The organism is Streptomyces sp. NBC_00464 (assembly GCF_036013915.1).
Lineage (GTDB): Bacteria > Actinomycetota > Actinomycetes > Streptomycetales > Streptomycetaceae > Streptomyces.
Map to the genome: position 1 here is coordinate 8,359,870 of NZ_CP107899.1, position 19,058 is coordinate 8,378,927.

Annotated in this window: 13 protein-coding genes and 1 pseudogene; 10 read left to right on the top strand and 4 right to left on the bottom strand. The window is 69.2% G+C overall.

Annotation, left to right across the window (positions count from 1 at the left end; all coding sequences use genetic code 11):
- Window positions 1-125: 125 nt before the first annotated feature.
- Together OG912_RS37325 and OG912_RS37330 are read right to left on the bottom strand one after the other, a co-directional pair.
- Complete coding sequence (locus OG912_RS37325) at window positions 126-1,019, bottom strand: hypothetical protein (RefSeq protein ID WP_327713219.1); 894 nt, start codon at window positions 1,017-1,019, stop codon at window positions 126-128.
- Complete coding sequence (locus OG912_RS37330) at window positions 1,016-5,359, bottom strand: AAA family ATPase (RefSeq protein WP_327713220.1); 4,344 nt, start codon at window positions 5,357-5,359, stop codon at window positions 1,016-1,018. The genes OG912_RS37325 and OG912_RS37330 overlap by 4 nt, the downstream gene beginning before the upstream one ends.
- A 228-nt stretch (window positions 5,360-5,587) precedes the next feature.
- Here OG912_RS37330 and OG912_RS37335 point away from each other — a divergent pair.
- From OG912_RS37335 to OG912_RS37365, 7 genes and pseudogenes are all read left to right on the top strand, one after another.
- Window positions 5,588-5,731, top strand: a pseudogene (locus OG912_RS37335) (IS1380 family transposase); the annotation flags it as partial.
- A 371-nt stretch (window positions 5,732-6,102) separates the two neighbouring features.
- Window positions 6,103-6,495, top strand: a complete 393-nt coding sequence (locus OG912_RS37340; protein ID WP_327713221.1) for a hypothetical protein — start codon at window positions 6,103-6,105, stop codon at window positions 6,493-6,495.
- Between the two features lie 92 nt (window positions 6,496-6,587).
- Window positions 6,588-6,791, top strand: coding sequence for a hypothetical protein (locus OG912_RS37345; RefSeq protein ID WP_327713222.1), 204 nt, complete (start codon window positions 6,588-6,590; stop codon window positions 6,789-6,791).
- On the top strand, window positions 6,788-6,970 hold the full coding sequence (locus OG912_RS37350) for a hypothetical protein (RefSeq protein ID WP_327713223.1): 183 nt from the start codon (window positions 6,788-6,790) through the stop codon (window positions 6,968-6,970). Before OG912_RS37345 ends, OG912_RS37350 begins: the two co-directional genes overlap by 4 nt.
- 115 nt (window positions 6,971-7,085) lie before the next feature.
- Window positions 7,086-7,676: a hypothetical protein gene (locus OG912_RS37355; RefSeq protein WP_327713224.1), complete on the top strand. Its 591-nt coding sequence runs from the start codon at window positions 7,086-7,088 to the stop codon at window positions 7,674-7,676.
- 625 nt (window positions 7,677-8,301) lie between these two features.
- Window positions 8,302-9,207 carry a DUF6919 domain-containing protein gene (locus OG912_RS37360; RefSeq protein ID WP_327713225.1) on the top strand — a complete coding sequence of 302 codons (906 nt, stop codon included), beginning with the start codon at window positions 8,302-8,304 and terminating at the stop codon, window positions 9,205-9,207.
- A 154-nt stretch (window positions 9,208-9,361) separates the two neighbouring features.
- Window positions 9,362-10,132, top strand: coding sequence for a hypothetical protein (locus OG912_RS37365; RefSeq protein ID WP_327713226.1), 771 nt, complete (start codon window positions 9,362-9,364; stop codon window positions 10,130-10,132).
- Window positions 10,133-10,489: 357 nt separating this feature from the next.
- On the opposite strand, the gene OG912_RS37370 is transcribed toward OG912_RS37365, so the two are convergent.
- Window positions 10,490-10,669, bottom strand: coding sequence for a hypothetical protein (locus OG912_RS37370; protein ID WP_327713227.1), 180 nt, complete (start codon window positions 10,667-10,669; stop codon window positions 10,490-10,492).
- A gap of 316 nt (window positions 10,670-10,985) precedes the next feature.
- Here OG912_RS37370 and OG912_RS37375 point away from each other — a divergent pair, with 316 nt between their 5' ends.
- From OG912_RS37375 to OG912_RS37385, 3 genes are all read left to right on the top strand, one after another.
- Complete coding sequence (locus tag OG912_RS37375) at window positions 10,986-12,263, top strand: ParA family protein (RefSeq protein ID WP_327713228.1); 1,278 nt, start codon at window positions 10,986-10,988, stop codon at window positions 12,261-12,263.
- Window positions 12,260-13,285 carry a ParB/RepB/Spo0J family partition protein gene (locus OG912_RS37380; protein WP_327713229.1) on the top strand — a complete coding sequence of 342 codons (1,026 nt, stop codon included), beginning with the start codon at window positions 12,260-12,262 and terminating at the stop codon, window positions 13,283-13,285. The genes OG912_RS37375 and OG912_RS37380 overlap by 4 nt, the downstream gene beginning before the upstream one ends.
- Before the next feature lie 792 nt (window positions 13,286-14,077).
- The gene (locus OG912_RS37385) at window positions 14,078-15,739 is read left to right on the top strand and encodes a DUF2637 domain-containing protein (protein WP_327713643.1); all 1,662 of its coding nucleotides are present in this window, start codon (window positions 14,078-14,080) and stop codon (window positions 15,737-15,739) included.
- An 811-nt stretch (window positions 15,740-16,550) separates the two neighbouring features.
- On the opposite strand, the gene OG912_RS37390 is transcribed toward OG912_RS37385, so the two are convergent.
- Window positions 16,551-18,665: a HEAT repeat domain-containing protein gene (locus tag OG912_RS37390; RefSeq protein WP_327713230.1), complete on the bottom strand. Its 2,115-nt coding sequence runs from the start codon at window positions 18,663-18,665 to the stop codon at window positions 16,551-16,553.
- Between the last annotated feature and the right edge of the window lie 393 nt (window positions 18,666-19,058).

Below are 19,058 nucleotides of genomic sequence, written 5' to 3' on the forward strand. Positions count from 1 at the left end.
GGGGCACCGGGGCACTGTCCCTGCGCCTGGCCTTTGTGCCTCTACGGGATACCGCCCTGGTGGGAGTCAGGTATCCAGAGGCTCTTCCAATGGCAGCGTGAGAGCGGCCGGCGGTCCAGGCCGAGTCAGATGCCGAGGTAGGGGGCGATGGTGGCTGCGGTGGTCGCGCACCGCAGGTAATTCTCGGCGTGATGGAAACGGAAGAGAGCACTGACGGCGGTGGTGTGGTCCAGGGCGATCCCGTCGAAGAACCTGCTTATCTGGGGCGGGACGGCGACGGGGTCACCGGGGTCGGCGATGTTCACCCAGCGCGTCCTCCCGGGCAGGCCCGCACCCCGCAGCTGCGGGCCGTCGGCGGGCCGGGGTGCGGGGATGAGGCGCTCGAAGACCACGCGGGGCAGCGCCAGCGGCGAGCCCAGCGTGAGGAACAGCTCAGGCTGCAGCTCCGGGTGCGCGTGTAGGGCCTCGTAGGCGACGACCGAGCCCAGCGAGTGTGCGACGACGACGCGCGGCCGGTACTGGGCGATTCGCGCGGCAACTTCCTCGCGCGCCGCTATGCGTTCCGGGGCGTCCGCAGAGCGCAGGTACGCGGTAACCTCACTGCACAGCAGCCGGATGAAGACCCCCAGCGGCCCCTCGGCCAGGTTGAACCTGCGCGCCATCCACGACGTCAGAGCGCGCAGCGGCACCGCGGCGTGCCCCTGCGCCACCTCGTCCGGCAGCCCCAGCTCTCGCGCCCACGCATCAAGCATCTCCTGCGCCAGCGGGTCGTTGAGGAAGTCGCTCTCCTGCTCCCCCTGGGCTGCCGGCCCGGGGCGGAGCCTGTCCGCGTAGTAGGCGAAGTCGACGTCGAGCCGGTCCGGGGAGATACCGAGGCCGCTTTGCAGGTCCCGTGCCCAGGCGGCGGCTTTGAGGGCGCGAAGTTCCTCCTTGCGTGCGTCGGAGATTCCGGTGCCGAAGCTGTTGTAGATGCCGTGTACGGCGACGACTCGAAGCCGCGGAGTCGCGATACTGCTCAACGGAGCCTCCTGACGAGGGGTTCAAGGCTGAGGGCGGCCACTTCGTGGCCGAAGCCGGCCACAACGGTGCCGTCCGCGGTGAGGGTCACAGCTCTCACCGCATCCGGGAAGTGAAATGTGGTGAGGCAGGTGCCGGTGGTCAGGTCCCACACCCGCACCGCCCCATCGCGGTCACCGGTGACGGCGTGCGGGCGATCCTCCAGCAGCGCCACCGCCACCGCCCTCACCGCGCCGGTGTGGCCGGTCAGTTCACGGACCGGGGTGCCGGTGGTCAGGTCCCACACCCGCACCGACCCCTCGTAGCCGCCGGTGACGGCGTGCGGGCGATCCTCCAGCAGCGCCACCGCCACCGCCCTCACCGCGCCGGTGTGGCCGGTCAGGTCGCGGACCGGGGTGCCGGTGGTCAGGTCCCACACCCGCACCGACCCGTCGCCGCCGCCGGTGACGGCGTGCGGGCGATCCTCCAGCAGCGCCACCGCCACCGCCGTCACCCCGCCGCCGGCCAGCTCGCGGACCAGGGTGCCGGTGGTCAGGTCCCACACCCGCACCGACCCCTCGTAGCCGCCGGTGACGGCGTGCGGGCGGTCCCCCAGCAGCGCCACCGCCACCGCCGTCACCTCGTCGGCGTGGCCGGTCAGGTCGCGGACCGGGGTGCCGGTGGTCAGGTCCCACACCCGCACCGACCCGTCGCCGCCGCCGGTGACGGCGTGCGGGCGATCCTCCAGCAGCGCCACCGCCACCGCCGTCACCCCGCCGCCGGCCAGCTCGCGGACCAGGGTGCCGGTGGTCAGGTCCCACACCCGCACCGACCCCTCGTAGCCGCCGGTGACGGCGTGCGGGCGGTCCCCCAGCAGCGCCACCGCCACCGCCCTCACCTCGTCGGCGTGGCCGGTCAGGTCGTGGACTGGGGTGCCGGTGGTCAGGTCCCACACCCGCACCGACCCCTCGTAGCCGCCGGTGACGGCGTGCGGGCGGTCCCCCAGCAGCGCCACCGCCACCGCCCTCACCCCGTAGGTGTGGCCGGTCAGTTCACGGACCGGGGTGCCGGTGGTCAGGTCCCACACCCGCACCGACCCGTCGCGGTCGCCGGTGACGGCGTGCGGGCGGCCGTCCAGCAGCGCCACCTCCACCGCCCTCACCCCGTAGGTGTGGCCGGTCAGTTCACGGACCGGGGTGCCGGTGGTCAGGTCCCACACCCGCACCGCCCCGTCGTAGCCGCCGGTGACGGCGTGCGGGCGGCCGTCCAGCAGCGTCACCTCCACCGCCGTCACCTCGCCGGTGTGGCCGGTCAGTTCACGGACCGGGGTGCCGGTGGTCAGGTCCCACACCCGCACTGACCGGTAGCTGCCAGTGACGGCGTGCGGGTGGCCCCCCAGCAGCGCCACCGCCACCGCCCTCACCTCGTCGGCGTGGCCGGTCAGGGTGCGGACCAGGGTGCCGGTGGTCAGGTCCCACACCCGCACCGACCCGTCGTAGCCGCCGGTGACGGCGTGCGGGCGGCCGTCCAGCAGCGTCACCTCCACCGCGCTCACTCCGCTGGTGTGGCCGGGGAGGGTGCGGACCGGGGTGCCGGTGGTCAGGTCCCACACCCGCACCGACCCCTCGTAGCCGCCGGTGACGGCGTGCGGGCGGCCGTCCAGCAGCGCCACCGCCACCGCCCTCACCCCGCCGGTGTGGCCGGTCAGGGTGCGGACCGGGGTGCCGGTGGTCAGGTCCCACACCCGCACCGACCCCTCGTAGCCGCCGGTGACGGCGTGCGGGCGGTCCCCCAGCAGCGCCACCGCCACCGCCCTCACCCCGTAGGTGTGGCCGGTGAGGGTGCGGACCAGGAATGGTGAGACCTGGCCGCCCGTTGCCCATCGCACAGTCCAGTCGGCGTCGCCGGGCAGCTCATCCTGGAGCGGCGTGTCGCGGAAGCGTGCGGCGTCCAGCGCGAGGAACTGGCGGCGTGCCGCAGGTGGCAGCGTGTGGTGGAGGCCCCAGGAGGCGCGGTAGACGGCGGCATTGAGCCTGGCCTGGTCGGAGCGGGCGTAAAACAGGGCGCCGGCGAGGGTGTGGGGGTCAGCGTGCTGGAGGTAGCCGGCGTCGTCGAGGAGTTCATCGATGCGCCCGGCATCGACCGCGTGCTGGGCGGTGTGCCGCAGTAGATAGCCGGCAGCGTGCTGCCACAGCATGCCGCCGGCCGCATCCCGGGGGACGCAGTCCAGGAGCCGCTCGAACAGGCGCTCTGCCTGACCTGGCAGGGGGTTCGCGGTCATCGGGGGGGCCTCGGCGGACGGCGAGCTGGTGGGCCGGCGGAGCCAGTCGGCGAGGCCTTCGTGGAAGAGCCGGTACAGGGTGGTGCCGTCTGTGTCGATGTCGCGGCGCAGATAGAAGCGTGCCTCCCCGTCCAGGAGGACGAACAGGTCCCGTAGGGACAGGGGAGGGTCGCCGTCGACGGTGAAGGCTGCGGCGGCGTGGACCAGGACACTTTCGGGCATGCCCCGGCCCTGGGCGAAGGCGAGGACCGTGAGCACCGGACGCAGGTGAATCCGGTCGGCGTGGCGCTGCAGGTCGAGTTCGAGGAGATCGGGCAGGCGGCGGGGCACGGCCCGGCCCAGCCGTACGGCCTCCTCGGGCGTGTCGGCGGGCAGGCTGGCCAGAAGATGGTGGATGTAGAGTCCCGCGGTGAGGAACTCGCCCCACTCAAGGGATTCGGCGTCGTGGCCCTCGCGGCCGGTCGGGGCGTCGGTGGTGAGGGTTTCGGCGATCGTTTCTGCCAGGGTGTCCCGCATACTCCGCAGGCCACCGCGGGTGTAGGGGCCGTCGGCGGTCAGGAGTCGTTTGGCATAGACGGCCACATCCCGGCGGACCTCGTGCGGTGCAATGGTGCTCAGGTCCGTGCACGCTCCGGCGTCCCGCGCCAGGCCGAGGAGTTGGTCGAACCGGCTGTCCTCGCGGGTGGCGACCAGCAGCCGCAGCCGGCCGGCCGCCGTCTGCGCGTGTCGGGCGAGGGGGAGCAGCAGGGCAGTGGTGATGTCCTGGGGTTTCAGGGCTTCATCGAGGGCGTCGATGACGATGGTGACCGGGGGACTGCCGGGGGGCAGCAGGTTCAGCAGGTGCTGTGCCGGGTTTCCGGCCGTGTCCTGGGTTTCCTCGTCCGATGGCATTGGGCTGTCGGGGGTGGTGATGTGGCGTAGTTGGCGGGTCAGGGAGGCGGTGATGTCGTCGAGGCCGAGGCGTCGTGCGTGGACGGCCGCGATCCGGTTGTTCTCGCCCGGTACGTGGTCGTCGAGTCCGGACCACAGGGGGCGAGTGTGGCGGCGCAGTGCCGGATGGGCGGCGCACAGGAGAATGCCCAGGAGCGCGGACTTGCCGGCGCCTGCTTTGCCGGTGACCACGCGCAGCCCTGGGGCGGCCGTGTCGTCGTCGAGCCACGCGGTGAGGGTGTCGAGCTGTGCGGTGCGGCCGCTGAAGTAGCCCTCGTCCCAGTCGCGGTCCACCGGTTCGCCGCCCCCGGCGCGGCGCATGAAGTGCTGGGGGTCCGCGGCCCAGTCGGCCAGGCGGGCGATTTCCGGGGGCAGTCCCGGTGCCGGTGTGGTGCTTTGGGGGGTGTAGGAGGGGTTGGGGAAGAATGGTAGATGGGACAGGTCGGCGTGGCCGGGAACGAGACTGGTCAGGATCGTCTGCGGCAGCCCGTCGGCCCGATCGGCCAGTTCGCTGACGGTGCTGTCGATGTCCCGCCAGACCGTGCCGGGCGGGATGTACCGCAAGGAGGGATCGAAGCGGACCTCCAGGTCGCGGTACCTCGCCAGCACCCGTACCAGGGCCTGGCTCAGGCGGTAGCCGAACGCCTGCTTGTCCGGTCCGGTCGCGGCCAGCACCCAGGCCCGGCGCTTGTCCACGTCCATCCGCGAGTGCCAGGCGGTCACTGCGGCCTGCCCGGCGTAGCAGACGTCCAGGACGAACAGTGTCATCGGTCGATGCCGCCGGGGGTGGTCTTCGATCAGGTCGATCCACCCGCCCACCGGCCTGCCCAGGCGATCCCCGTCGCTGCCCAGGATGTACAGCTTCTCGCTGCTGCCGTCGGCCAGCTCACCGTGCCCGACGATGTGCACGATCAGCACGTCGGCGTCCTCGGCCTCGACCGCAGCCTCGACCAGCTTCCCGTGGTCGGCCTGTCCCTCCGGCGCTGCGGTCGGGCGCTGCGTGTACCGGAACTCCTCCAGGATCTTTGCGACCCTGGCAGCATGAACGGGGGCGTCCTCCAGGACGTCCAGACCGAACCGCGGCGAGTCACCTTCCTCAGTACGCGTCAACGCGATCCCCAGCGACAGCACCACGTGCCGCGGTTCGCTCACGCCCCCCGCTTGCTCCACGCCCGACGCCACCACCCTCCGCCTCCGGCCCTTTGGCACCTCGATCAGCAACGCGGTTCGACGATAGATACTCGATACCTCCGTGATGGCCAGATCACCGAGATCGGGAAGCGACTGTTCTCCTGGAGGACGACTCGGGAGGGCGCCGGCACCGGGCTCTTTCAGTACACCGGCCGAAGGACTTCCTGAGGTGGGGTCAGGGGGCGAGGGGCCTTGACCCGCGTCCTCCTGCTGGACGGCGAACTCGCGGCTGCCGAACCCAAGAAACTCCGCTACCGGCTCTTGCACGTCGCCGCCCGGATCACCCGGGGCGGCCGCCGCCTCCACCTGCGCATATCAGCGACTTTGCCCTGACGACATGAGCTCGCGGCCGCATTCCGCCGCCTGGCCGCACTGCCTCGCCCCGCCAGCTGACTCGTCGTCCCCGCCCACCTCGACTCAAGGACCTTGGAGAACCCGACCCCGCGTCGGGCCCTCCCCATGCCCCCGGCCGACGCGGCCTCAAACAACCTTGCACAGCCGACCAGCAGCACCAACTGAAAAGCCGAGGTTAGGCTCCGACGGCGGCTGCTGATCTGAACAGAAGGACTTGACAGGGAAGTGCGCTGAGAACTGGATCTCCGAACACCCCACCGAGGCCCGCCTCGGCAGGTTCGCCTCCGACGTCCAGCCCAAACGCCGGCGCGACGACAACCACGCCTGAGCTCCTCCACCTGGAGGCCCCCGTGAACAGCACCCCTCCGCACGACGTCGAACACACCCTCGCCTACCCCGAGCCGCCCGCCTCCCCGCTCTGGCACCGCAGGGTCCGAAGCCCCGGCCACTCACCCCGGAGCAACAGCGTCGCAACTGCGAGCTTCTGCTCCGCGCGCAGCACACCTCCCGACCCCGCTCCCCGCGCACCACCAAGACCCGGGCGGAGGCCCGCTCATGACCTCTCAGACAACTTCGCCATAGACGGCTACGTCGACGCCATCCCGGCCCCCGGCTCAAACTGGGGCACTGCGACGTTCGACCTGATCCACTCCCCCAACCACGCGGGCCGGATCGCGCCCGACACCCCGGACACCGTGTACGCCTGCACCACCGGGACCCGCGTATCGCCCACGCCCTGCTGAACGAGATCCAGCCCGGCGACCTCCTGCGCGTCACCGGCACCGCCGTCCAGCCCGACGGCCCAACCGACCCGGCCCTGCTCACCGTCGGCGCCATGGAAGTCCTCAAGGCTGCCCTCACCCCGATCCTCTACGACCTGGTCCTGGAGCGCTGGGGCGGTTATGCGGCCGTGTTCGATGCTGACCACGAGGCCGTGCCGGTGTTCACCGTGGACGGGAAGTGGGTCGGCGAGGCTGCCAGTTCCGACGTGATCCTCGACCTGATCGGCGCTTTCGAGAAAGAGGACGGCCTGCGATGACGGCCGCACTCCCCGCGCAGCGCACCCTCCTGGAGCGACTCGCCGCCGGCCACCCCCGCGGCTCCTGGCCCGCCGCCGAATACGCCGCCGCCCAGCGCGACCAGGGCCGCGACGCCCACCTCGTGATGGACCTCGCCACCAACCAGCTCCTCCTGGTCACCGACACCACCACCCACTAACCACCCCACCGAGAGGTGCGGTGGTGGGCCGCTTCACCCATGTCCGGCCCGGGGCGGCCGCCGGCCACGAGCCCGGCCGCCCCGAATGCCACCCCCTCAACTTGAGGAGACCTTCGTGACCATCTTCACCGACGCCGCCCCCGACGAACTGTTCGTCCTATCCGGCACCGAGCCGGGCTTCGACCGCCTGCACGGCATCCCGGCCGCCGCCCTGGGCGAGGAAGGCGATCGCCTCCTGGCCCTGAGCCACCTCACCGACCGCACGGTCCTGGCCGTCACCAGCGCCTACCACCGGCGGGTGCTCGGAGAGCTCATCATGCCCACCAACGAACTCGCCGACATGCTCACCATCGGCACCAGGCGCACCCACATCCAGGCCGTCAGAGCGGGCAGGGACGACGACTGTCCCTGGTACGTCGACGATGCCGACCCCGACGCCCCCACCGCCCAGCCCGCCACCTTCATCGCCATCGAGTGGCTGGAGCGGGAGGACATAGCGATCCCATCCAGGTGCCCGGCCTGCACCCGCATCAGCCGCTCGACCCGCTTCACCAAGGGGCCCGACCACACCGGATGGAGCCACTACCACCACTGCCGGCACTGCACCCACCTGTGGCTGCCGCCGGTCACCGCACTCCACCCCATCACTGATCAAGACGCTGCGCACCAGAGGCGAGCGGACCTGGCGACGGTCAAGATCCGCTAGTCCGGAAAAGGGCATCTGGTCTCACCGAACTGCTTGCTCGCGAACTTCGCGCCCGCGGCCGCCAGGTCGACGTCGAACACCTCCACGTCCATCTGCCGCGCATCCTCAAGGCGGCCGGCGCCAGTACCGGAGCGAGCGCATGACCACCAAGGCCCGTAGGAGATCGAGACCAGCGAGGGTGACGACGGCACCCCGCACCCCGTCGAGCAGCTCTGGACGCCGTGCGCCGACGACGCGGCCGACAGCGGCTTCGTCGTCCATCGGGCCTGTACGTCGCCGGGATGCGTCTGGGAGCACACCGACGGGCCGCAGTGAGGCGCCGGCTGCAACCGGGACCGGGCCAGCAGAACCGAGCAGTCACCACACCGCGACGGACTCACCAGGTCCGACGTCGCCGAACTGTGATTCCTAACGGGTCGTCGTGGTGAGCGAATCGGTGACCGGTCCCAGGTTCCGTAGAGGCAACGTCCTCCCCCCGATCCAGGTCCGCCACCCCGTTCCGGACGCCTGCCGCGCAGCTGCCCCGACCCACGTACGGCTCGGGGCAGCTCCGGCCTCCAGACCCAGCCGCCCCGACCCTCGTCTGTTCATCTGCACACCCCATCTGCGAAGGAAGAGACAGACCATGAAGATCCGACTGCCATGGATGAGCCGCGCGGAACGCCAACTGTGGCGGGCCGCATCCACCCTTGATGACCTCGGCGAACTCACCGCCGCATGGCTCGAAGGAAGGGTGCAGAGCCATCCCGCCTGGCAGCCGCGCTTCGGACCGGACAACGAAACCGTGCCGCATGTACCGGTCCTTGCCACCGCCAACCGCGGCGGATACGTCACCACCGCCTCACAGCCCGGCCGTCTCCACACCGGCGCCGACGGCACCCAATGGCGCCAACGCGCAGCAGTCGAGGGATTCGTATCCGACCCCGTCGTTCTCCAGCGTCTGATCGACACTGCCGTCCAGGCCGGCCTGGACGTCGCCCTGAACGATGCCGATCACCACACCAAGAACGGCATCCCCGTCACCCTCAAGAACGGTGAACCTCACACCGCCGTCGGCCGCGCACTCCGGCCCGGGGACCTCAAAGTAATGTGGCGCGGCTTCCCGAACGCTCTCAGCCTCGTGGCCGACGCTCACCAATTGACCATCATCGACCCTGATTTCGGTCCGAGCACCCGGCTGTGGGACGTCCTCACCCACGCAACGACCCGTCCGACGCCTCACCCTCCAGCCCCAGCCCCGACCGTTGTGTGCACCAACTGCGGCTGCTCGGCCATCAGCTGGAACATCTGCGGCGACGGCTGCAGCGGAGTCACCGACCAAACAGACAGCCGATGCACCGCCTGCATCAACCCGAACGTGCTCATCGACTGGTCGAAAGAGATCGACGACCAGCCCAACGAGTGCGCCCTGTGCGGCGCCCCGCACTACTCGGCCCGCCCATACTGCTCGACCGCCTGCAAGATCGCCGACGGCGCAGGACCCGTTGAGTTCCCCGGCGCGACCGAGCCCTCCCGCCCGACCAGAGCGTGAACTGACCGCGTCCCCACCCCCACAAGCGACCACGACCACCACCGCGTCCACAGCCGAACACCGGCGGCAACACCCGACACCTCACCAGCCGTCCCGGCTTCACACCGGGCAGCACGGGCACCCGCCCAGACCTCCCCCATGGAAGGGAACCCTCATGACCAAGTTCCAGGCCCCCATCGTCCAAACCATGCGTACCGTCGGTGCGAACACCCTCATCGACACCCTCACCAGCATCGGCGGCATCGCAGCCGGCACGGCGGCCGGCCGGTGGGCTCACCAGCGCACCAGCGACCTCCACAGCCCCACCGCACGGCTCTCCGCCGCAACCGTCGTCGGACTCACCGCAGCCCTCCTGGCCGACGGCCTGATCAATGGATTGGTGACACCGCTGCGCCGCAAGATCGACACCCCGCGCCGCCCGTCCGAAGTCAGCGGGGATGTGCGCGCCGAGGTCGCACGATCAGCGTGCAACGACGCCGCGTTCACGGCATCGTTCCGCTGGACAGTGGGCGACACGGAGAGCAAGGGCTACCTGAAGAGCCGTGACCTGTGGCGCGGGTACGAGGACGGCACCGCCACCTACTACCTCTCCCCCGGCACCTACCTGCGATTCCAGCCCGCCCATCACGAACTCGGTACCAAGCACTCAGTCGGCTGGACGAACCAGTTCACCCTGGAGTCCGCAGAGGGCACCACCGCCATCACTGGCGCGGCGCACCTTCTCGAAATGCTGTCCGCCGAGGTCGCCGGGGACGACGGCGCGGGTCAGACCATCGACGTCGAGGGTCACACCCTCCCAGCTCTGAACGGTGACCTCCATGACGCGGCCGGCGCGGGGCGCGCAACCGGGCACGGGCCAGCAGCACTCAGGAACGACAGGGACGACGCCATCACACGGCTGAGGGACGGCTTGACCAGCGACTGACGGTCCTTTGTCCTGCGCGGCCGTTGCGGCCGGGGCAGGACAAGTTCGGTGGCACGGGCATCAGCGTCGTCGAGATTGTGTTGAAACGCGCATGCCTGTTCTCAACGAAGTTAGTCGCGGTCTCATCCGATCGAGTCGACACGAGTTGGGCCACGCCGACTGGTTTCAGTGAGAGCACGCGGGCGATCGGCGTGGCCTGCGGAGGGGGACGCGTCACATGCCACTGAGAATCAGCTCGCCCAGCGTGATCTGAGCACCCCACTGCAGCAAGACGACCCCCACCCTGGCGCCCGTCCACCTGACCCGGGGCCACACCAGTGCCAGGAGACCGGCCGCGAGGGCGCCCCAGAAGCAGCCTTAAAGGGCCTCGCCCGGGACCGTCGAGCACTGCTCTCCGTACGTCAGGCAGAGGCTGCCGCGATGGGAGGTGAGTACGGCGATCGACGCGACGACGACCGTCGGCACGAGCAGGACGAGTCCGGCGACGGACCATTTGGTGACGACGCGCGCTGCGGCGGGCTGCGGAGCGGGGTTCATGTCCTCATCCCAGCGCACCGCCCCGTGTGTGGTGATCCGGTCGCGTACTCAACTCTCCTGAGCACACCTGCTCAGCGCGTCCCCCTCGCGATCGCCACCCATGAGTACCCCGACTGGATTGGATGAGACGGGAGCCGGCTTCTGTGAGAACGAACAGCACATTCCACTCAAAAGCGAAGCCCAGAACGGGGCCGTGCGCGAACGATCTCACACCCGCCGGTACGAGAGGGAGTTCGCAGGGCTCACAGGCCGTCAGGAAGGCGTACAGCGGCGCGTCGACTTCCATTTGGCGTTGCCAGGTAAGTAAGCTCGCCTCATGCCGCCCCAAGACAAGCAAGATGACCGACAGAAGGTTACCTTCAAGCTCCCTGCGTCGCTGAAGGCCGATCTGAAGATCCGTTCAGCGGAACTCGGCGTCGACATTCAAGACGCGGTTGCCGTAGCGATGACCGAGTGGGGATCCGCCCCCAAGGACGAGTCCTCAGTCGTCGACACAGCCGGATCGCCGCCCTTCGCGACCTGGCTGACCGACGCGATGACCACTCAGTTCAAGGCAGAGTGCAGCGCCCGAGGAATCCCCTACGTTCAGGGCCTCGCCCAGTCAGTCTCCCTCTGGCTCACCACACACCCCTCCCCCCGCCATCGCCCGCCGGAAAGCACCACCCGACGCATCATCGTCTGCAACCAGAAAGGCGGCGTAGGGAAAACCGCCGTCACCGGAGGCCTCGGGGGTGCATTCGCAGAGGACCGCGAGCTGGCCCGCCTCGCAGGAGGCGCAGAAGTCACGGGCCTGAACGCTCTCCTGACGAGCAGGGAGGAATCGCTCCCCACCCCCGACGGCGAGACCCCTGTCGAGGCAGACGACACCTATGACGCCCCTGAACTCCGCGTCCTGCTCGTCGACTACGACCCTCAGGGCCACCTGTCCAAGCAGCTCGGCTTCAAACAGCTCCCCGCGACCGGCCCCAGCCTCGCAAAGTTCATGGCCCGCCAGGCCACAGGAGACATCCGGGATCTCATCGTCCCCGTAGAGGACGACCGATTCGGCGGCCGGCTCGACCTGCTGCCCTCCTGCCAGGACGCCTTCCTGCTGGACGTGATGATCTCAACGGCCCGCAACCGGCAGGCCACGCTCGAGCACGCCCTTGAACCCCTTGAGCAGCACTACGACGTCATCATCATTGACTGCCCACCCAGCCTGGGAATGGCGATGGACGCGGCGATCTACTACAGCCGCCATCGCGACGGCGAGCGCGAGGGCGACTCCGGCATCCTGATTGTGGTTCAGGCAGAAGACTCGTCGGCAGACGCCTACACCATGCTCGTCGAGCAGATCGACGACGGAATGACGGACTGGCGCATCAACGCCTCCTACCTCGGACTCGTGGTCAATCTCTACGACGCCCGAGACGGACACGTCGTCACCAGCTCCCTCGCGGAGTGGCGGGCACTCGGAGAGCCCCGCGTCATAGGAGTCATCCCCCGGCGAAAAGAGCAGCGCGAAGCAGCTCGGGTACGGCGCCCGCTGCTCGCCTACGACCCGTCCTGCGAGCAGTCCCGCGTCATGCGTCAGATCCTCAAGGAGATCTCGTGAGCCCCAACCCTCGACAGCGCGCCGCTGACCGGACAGGCGCCAGCGCCGCCTTCGGAGCAGCCCAAACGCGTAGTACCCGTGGTCAGATCATCGAGTCCGTCGTGGGAGCTGCTCCAACACTGATCTCCGTGGACCGCGTTGCCGAGAACCCCGGTAACCCACGGCAGGAGTTCGACAAGGACTACATCACGCAGCTCGCGCAGAACATGCGAGAGGTCGGGCAGGTCCAGACCGCCACGGTCATGAGCCGACTGGCGTTCCTCGTCTCGCACCCCGAGCACAAGGACGCCATCCCTCCGGACCACGAGTACGTCGTCATCGACGGTCACTGCCGACTCCGTGCGGCACGCGAAGCGGGAATCGACTTCCGGATCACCGTCGACGATTCCTCGGCCGGCACCCGTGAGGACCTCCTCGCCGCAGCGCTCTCCGCCAACCATTTCCGCAAGGACCTCACGCCGATCGAGGAAGCCGAAGCCATCGAGGCACTCGTGCAGTTCCACGGCAGCGCATCCGCGGTCGTGTCGATCCTGGGGGGCGCCGTCAACGCCTCCTGGATTTCCACCCGCCGCGCTCTCCTCAACCTGCCCGAAGACATCCAGCAACGCGTTGCCGAAAAGCAGGTGCCGATTGAGATCGCGCGCAAGGCCGGCAGTCTGAAGAGCGCGGAAGACCAGACTGCGTATGTCGAGACCAAGATGGCCGAGCGGAAGGTCCAGCAGGACCAGAAGCCAAAGGCAGTGAGAGGTCGCGCCGCGGCTGCGGAGAAGCGGCAGCTGCAGCACCCCTCCCCCGAACCCACCGAGACCGCAGCAGCCCACGAGTCCGTATCGCCCGCTGCCACGACCACGCTGACTCCAGCGCAGAGCGTGCCGGAACCGCGCCTTGAAGCAGCGTCACCCACAGACCGTCAAGGCCCGATCGACTGGACGAACCCTGAGTCAGTCACGACGGCCATCCTCGAGCGCTGCACCCCTGAGGTCGTACAAAAGATCGCCCAAAGCCTTACCAACACCCTGTAGTGGAGGGCCGCGAGTTTTACGGCGTAAAAACTCGTGATCTTGAACGGCGCCGTTCGTGCCACTCCCCCGGTGGTGATCTGGTTTCCACGAGGCGCCTCGGGCTGGCGCGAGGGCGGTCAGACAAGTGCTGCCGCCCGGCCGAGACCCTCACAAGACGGTCCGGAGTTTTACGGCGTAAAAACTCGTGATCTTGAACGGCGCCGTTCGTGCCACTCCCCCGGTGGTGATCTGGTTTCCACGAGGCGCCTCGGGCTGGCGCGAGGGCGGTCAGACAAGTGCTGCCGCCCGGCCGAGACCCTCACAAGACGGTCCGGAGTTTTACGGCGTAAAAACTCGTGATCTTGAACGGCGCCGTTCGTGCCACTCCCCCGGTGGTGATCTGGTTTCCACGAGGCGCCTCGGGCTGGCGCGAGGGCGGTCAGACAAGTGCTGCCGCCCGGCCGAGACCCTCACAAGACGGTCCGGAGTTTTACGGCGTAAAAACTCGTGATCTTGAACGGCGCCGTTCGTGCCACTCCCCCGGTGGTGATCTGGTCTCCAGGAGGCGCCTCGGGCTGGCGCGAGGGCGGTCAGACAAGTGCTGCCGCCCGGCCGAGACCCTCACAAGACGGTCCGGAGTTTTACGGCGTAAAAACTCCAGCTCTGGAAGGCCGCTGTCCGCAACGCTCCAAGCCAGGCGGCCGGACTCCAGACCAGCGCGAACCACCCTGTAATCACTATTCGCTGACGATCCACGATGGGCGTCCTCGAACACGTAGTGCTCATAACCCATCGTGAGAGTGTGAGCAGATGATGCAGCTGACGCGTACGCACCGGATACTCATCGGGCTCGTGGTCGCCGGTGCGGTGCTCATCGCAGCAATCGGATTCGCGGGCTCATACGCGGCCGTGCGCGAGCTCGCCGAGCAGAAGGGCTTCGGCGGTTTCTCCGTCGTCTTCCCGATCGGCATCGATGCCGGCATCTGCGTCCTGCTCTCGCTGGACCTGCTGCTGACCTGGCTGCGCATCCCGTTCCCGCTGCTGCGCCAGACCGCCTGGCTGCTCACCGCCGCCACGATCGCGTTCAACGGCGCAGCCGCCTGGCCCGACCCGCTCGGTGTCGGCATGCACGCCGTGATCCCCGTCCTGTTCGTCGTCTCCGTCGAGGCCGCCCGCCACGCGGTGGGCCGGATCGCGGACATCACGGCCGACAAACACATGGAGGGTGTCCGCCTCACTCGCTGGCTGCTCTCCCCCGTGCCGACGTTCCGGCTGTGGCGGCGGATGAAGCTGTGGGAGTTGCGCTCCTACGAGCAGGTCATCAAGCTCGAACAGGACCGGCTGATCTACCAGGCCCGCCTCCAAGCACGCTTCGGCCGCAGCTGGCGCCGCAAGGCCCCCGTCGAATCCCTGATGCCGCTGCGCCTCGCCAAGTACGGCGTCCCACTCGCCGACACCGGCCCCGCCGGACTCGCCGCAGCCAGCATCGAACCGGCCCTGCTGCCGCCGGCCCCCGCCCAGGCGATGGCCCAGGCTGCCGCCGCCGTGGAGACGGCCCCGCAGCCCGAGCTCGTGGGGGCCCCGCAACATGTTCTGGCTGCAGGAGAGGCGAATGAAGCCGCTGCTCAGCTCGTGGCACCGGTGCGCACGGAGCCCAGTCAGAACACCGGTCACGTTGGCGAAGGAGAGCAGCCGGCGCTGCCTGAGGTCGACTACAACGACGCAGTACTGGGCTATCGCAACCAGTTCGGGCAGCTCCCGAACGCCCGGCAGTTCGGGCTGTTCCTCGCGCAGTACGGAGTCGTCGACCCCGTCACGGGCGGCGTACTTCCGGAGGGACTCCTGAGGCCCGTCCTCCAGGACTTCAAGGCGACGCAGTATCAGGCCGGTGATCCCGAAGCGGCTGAAGCTCCAGGCGGTGCCGACGAGGGAGCGTCCGTACCGGCCGACGATGCTGAGCACGTCGACGGAGAACCTGACGCTGCGGCGGTTAGTGCGTCCGAGGCCGGTCGGTCCGTGGCCATGTCGTCTTCTCCGGACCCGAAGGCGGCCTCCCAGCAAGAAGGCCAGCCGACTCTGGAGCCGGTCTCGCTGATGAACGAGGCCGACCACGGTGGAGGGACACCGCAGCAGATCCAGCTCGATCTTCCGGCACCGAGAGCGCCTGAAGCACCCGTTGGCAAGCCAGGTGTCTGGGAGGCCGCCGGCACCAGCACGGGAGTTGCTGCTGCGCTGGTGCCCGCGCAGCAGAGCGTCGAGCCCGAATTGGACCCGGTTGAGCAGCAGCTCGTGACCGTGGTCAGGTGGTTGGTCGAGGCGGAGGAGTCCGGTGGCCGGCTCACGGGTGCCGAGGTCGCCCGTCGGCTGGGCCTGTCGCCGAAGACGGGTCAGCGGCGCGTGAATGCCGCGGCCGAGCGCCTCGAAGAGCAACGGCGGCAGCAGGGCCGCGCGCATCTGCGATCGGTCAACCGCTGACCGAACCAGCCCTCGCGCGTGGCCGGTGACTGTTCTTGGTCATCGGCCACAGCTATGTCCGGCCCCGAACTGCCAGGGCGGCTGATCACCGCGTGACCGATTCTCTGGCCGATGGCCGGTGACCGGTCTCCAGCCAGACCGATGCCAGCTAGTCGGTCACCCTCTGGTCGGAACGGTCACCCTCTCAGCGCACGATCTGAGTTGTCGACCAGAGCGACCACGCTCCGCCCATTGGCCTTCGTGCTCCTGCCCAGTCTTGACCTGGGCAGCTAGGGCTGTGATTCCCTGCTCGACGGAGCCTTCGTTGACGCCGCAGACCAGTCGGGGCGCGACCGATGCTGTGGCCGGTGACCGGTCCGGAGTCCGTGACCGGCGGCCGGTGGCCGACGAGCACGGTGACCGATCCGGAGTCCGTGACCGGTGACCAGTGACCGACGAGCACGGTGACCGATCCGGAGTCCGTGACCGGTGACCAGTGACCGACGAGCACGGTGACCGATCCGGAGTCCGTGACCGGTGACCAGCGGCCGACGACCACGGTGACCGATCCGAAGTCCGTGACCGGTGACCGATCTGACCTGCATCGGTCACCGGTCATGACCGGTCCTGCGTTTCGGTCATGGTCAAGGACCGGCCACTCTGACCTCGTGCCTACAGGCCCATCAGGGCTGGAGCGCGGCCGGCACGCACCAAGCCGTGGTGAGTTCTCGTGGTGAGTTCGCCTGGTGAGTTCCGCGCGGGCTCACCACGGCTTGGTGAGTGCTCATGGTGAGTGGTTGCCTCCGCCTTTGGCAGATCGGTGGCGGCCACACTATGGGCAGCTGAGGCGAGCCAGGATGTCGCGGCAGAGGCGCTGTACCTCCGCGTCGTTGCTGACGCTCTTGAATCGCCCCCCGCGTCGGGGCAGTGCGAGCTCGGCCTGGATGCGGGGGAGGGCTGTTGCCGCAGCCGGGCCCATCCGGTCGAGGCAGGCCAGGACGTGGTTGGCTGTCGCGTCGTTCTTCTCCCAGGCGGCCAGCAGCGTCTGCACGACGACGTCGGCTTCGGCCTCGCCTCCGATGTCCCAGAGCGCGGCTGCGGCGTGGACCCGGGTCCACTCGTACCCGGCGTCCAGCAGTTCGCGCAGTCGGGGCAGCGCGGTCTGGGCCGGCGGGCCGATCCGGCCGAGGGTATCGGCGGCATTGCGGTTGCAGTGGCTGTCGAGCAGTACCTCCAATCTCGGCACGGACTCGGCGGCGTTGCGCCCGAGTTCCCACACTGCGGCCGCGGCGGCCGCGCGGAGATTCACGTCTTCGGCGTCGGCCAGCGGGCGGATGACCATCAGGGCCGGTGCGGCTCCGGGCCCGAAGGACGCGAGGGCGTTCACGGCGGAGGTGGCGGTGGACCACTGCTCATGCCGGGCCGCGGCGCTGACGGCATGGGTGAGTGCGGGTAGGCCCGCAGGGTGACGCAGTGCGGCCAGGGCGGATATGAGGGCGCCGGTGTTCGTTTCGGGCCACTTCTTTGAGAGGTCGGCCTCGGCAAGGAGCCGGGCCAGTCTCGGCACGAGTTCCTCGGCGGCCGAGCTCAGGTGCCCGGCGACCTGTATGGCACGCCACGCGTCGCACCCTGTGTCCAGCGCGGTCAACAGGCAGGGCAGGGCCCGTACGTCGCCGAGGCGTGCCAGCGCCATGACGGCTTCCTGATGCGCACGGCGCCGCAACGGATGGGGAGTCGCCCACACGTCGTGTCCGTGTGTAGCGCGGTTGGCGTCGATGTAGGCGGCGAGGGCTTCGCGGGCCGGTTCGGAGACGAAAGTCAGGGATCCAAGAGTTTCGGCGGCCGCGGCGGCGGTGTACGGGTCCTCGGGTGCCAGGCATTCCGTGAGGAGCATGACGAGGTCGGTGTGCTCGCCCCTCCAGGAGGTGATGAGGTTCTTGGCCATACGGATTGCGTCGTACCGGGTGGCGGGGTCCGGGCTGCGGAGCTGTTCGGTGAGCAGCGCGGTGCGCTCGGGCAGGCGGGCGTCGAGCGTCGCGTGGAAGCGGCGCAGGAGATCTGTGGTGGGTGCGTGGACACGGTTGTGCCGTTCGAGGTCGTTGAATGCGGCAGCTAGCTGCGGCGGCACGTCCTGCGCCGTTGTGGTTGCCGGCTCGGCAGCACAGGCGCAGGCGTCGGGGCCGGCCTCGCACTTCTTGCCTCGTGGTTCGGGCTTGGGTGCGGGCGTGAGCTGTCGGAGCAGGCTGATCGCCGTGGGGACGGTGTCGGCGCCGATGCTCGCGGGGGAGCACCGTGACTGGTGGACGAGGGCGGCCAGGCGGATGTCGGGATCTGCTGTGGCTTGCCGGGCCAGGGCGTCGAGCCACGCTGTGGCGGAGGAACGGGCTGCCGGCAGCCGCAGCGCCAGGTCTGCCATCGTCCGGATGACCAGCAGTCGCTCGACAATCCCGCGTTCTGCGGACAGCCGGTCGCGGAGGAGTGCGACGGCTTGGTCGGCGTCTTCCAGGAAGTGGCCGAGGCCCTCGATCGCCGGCTGGCGTACGAAGGGGTCGGGGTCGTTGGAGTGGGAAATGAAGATGTCGGCGCGCTCACGTATGAGGGCCAGGCTGTCTGCGCCTGCTGTCGACTCGGTGCCGTCAGGTGAGTAGTACAGGCCGTCGCTTCGGTCGGCGGATTCGCGGCCGATGCTGAGCAGCAGCTGCACGATGGAGGCACGGTCGGGGGTCGCGGCGCCGTCGGCCATGGCAAAGAGGAACGGCAGGCTGGCCGCTGTACAGGGATACACGTCACCTTGGTGGTGGGCCGCGCTGTAGAAGTCGTTGAATGCCTTGTCCCGGACTTCTGGGTCAGGGGAGGCCATCGCCCGCAGCCACGTAGGGACTTCGACGGCCGGGCCATAGGCGTGACTCATCGACGACCAGTCGATCCTGTCCAGTTCGTTGATCATGAGCGGCACTCTGCCGGAGGGCACTGACAATCACCCCCGCCGCCGGCTGACGGGGCTCTGCCTCCACGTATCCGCAGAGGCACCCGCGTGTCCAACACGTTGGGCGAGCTGTCCACGACGAGCGGTCAGGCTTGTTTCGCCATACGGTCGGTGTGGGTGCCCTGACAGGACGGCATTCTCTGAGTTGGCCCCGCGGTCACTTCGCACGTACGCGGGGCCAACTGCTGTCCGGACGACTCGATGCTGATGGCCTGCGAAGATCTAGGGCTACCGCCTGGGCGGGGTGAGCCGTGCAGGCCAGACGGTGATCAGGTCTCCGTCGTGGCTGACGGTTCGTCCGGGGTGCGCGGCTTGGACGGCGCTGTGGTCCCGCGCGTCGAAGCGGCCTCGGAT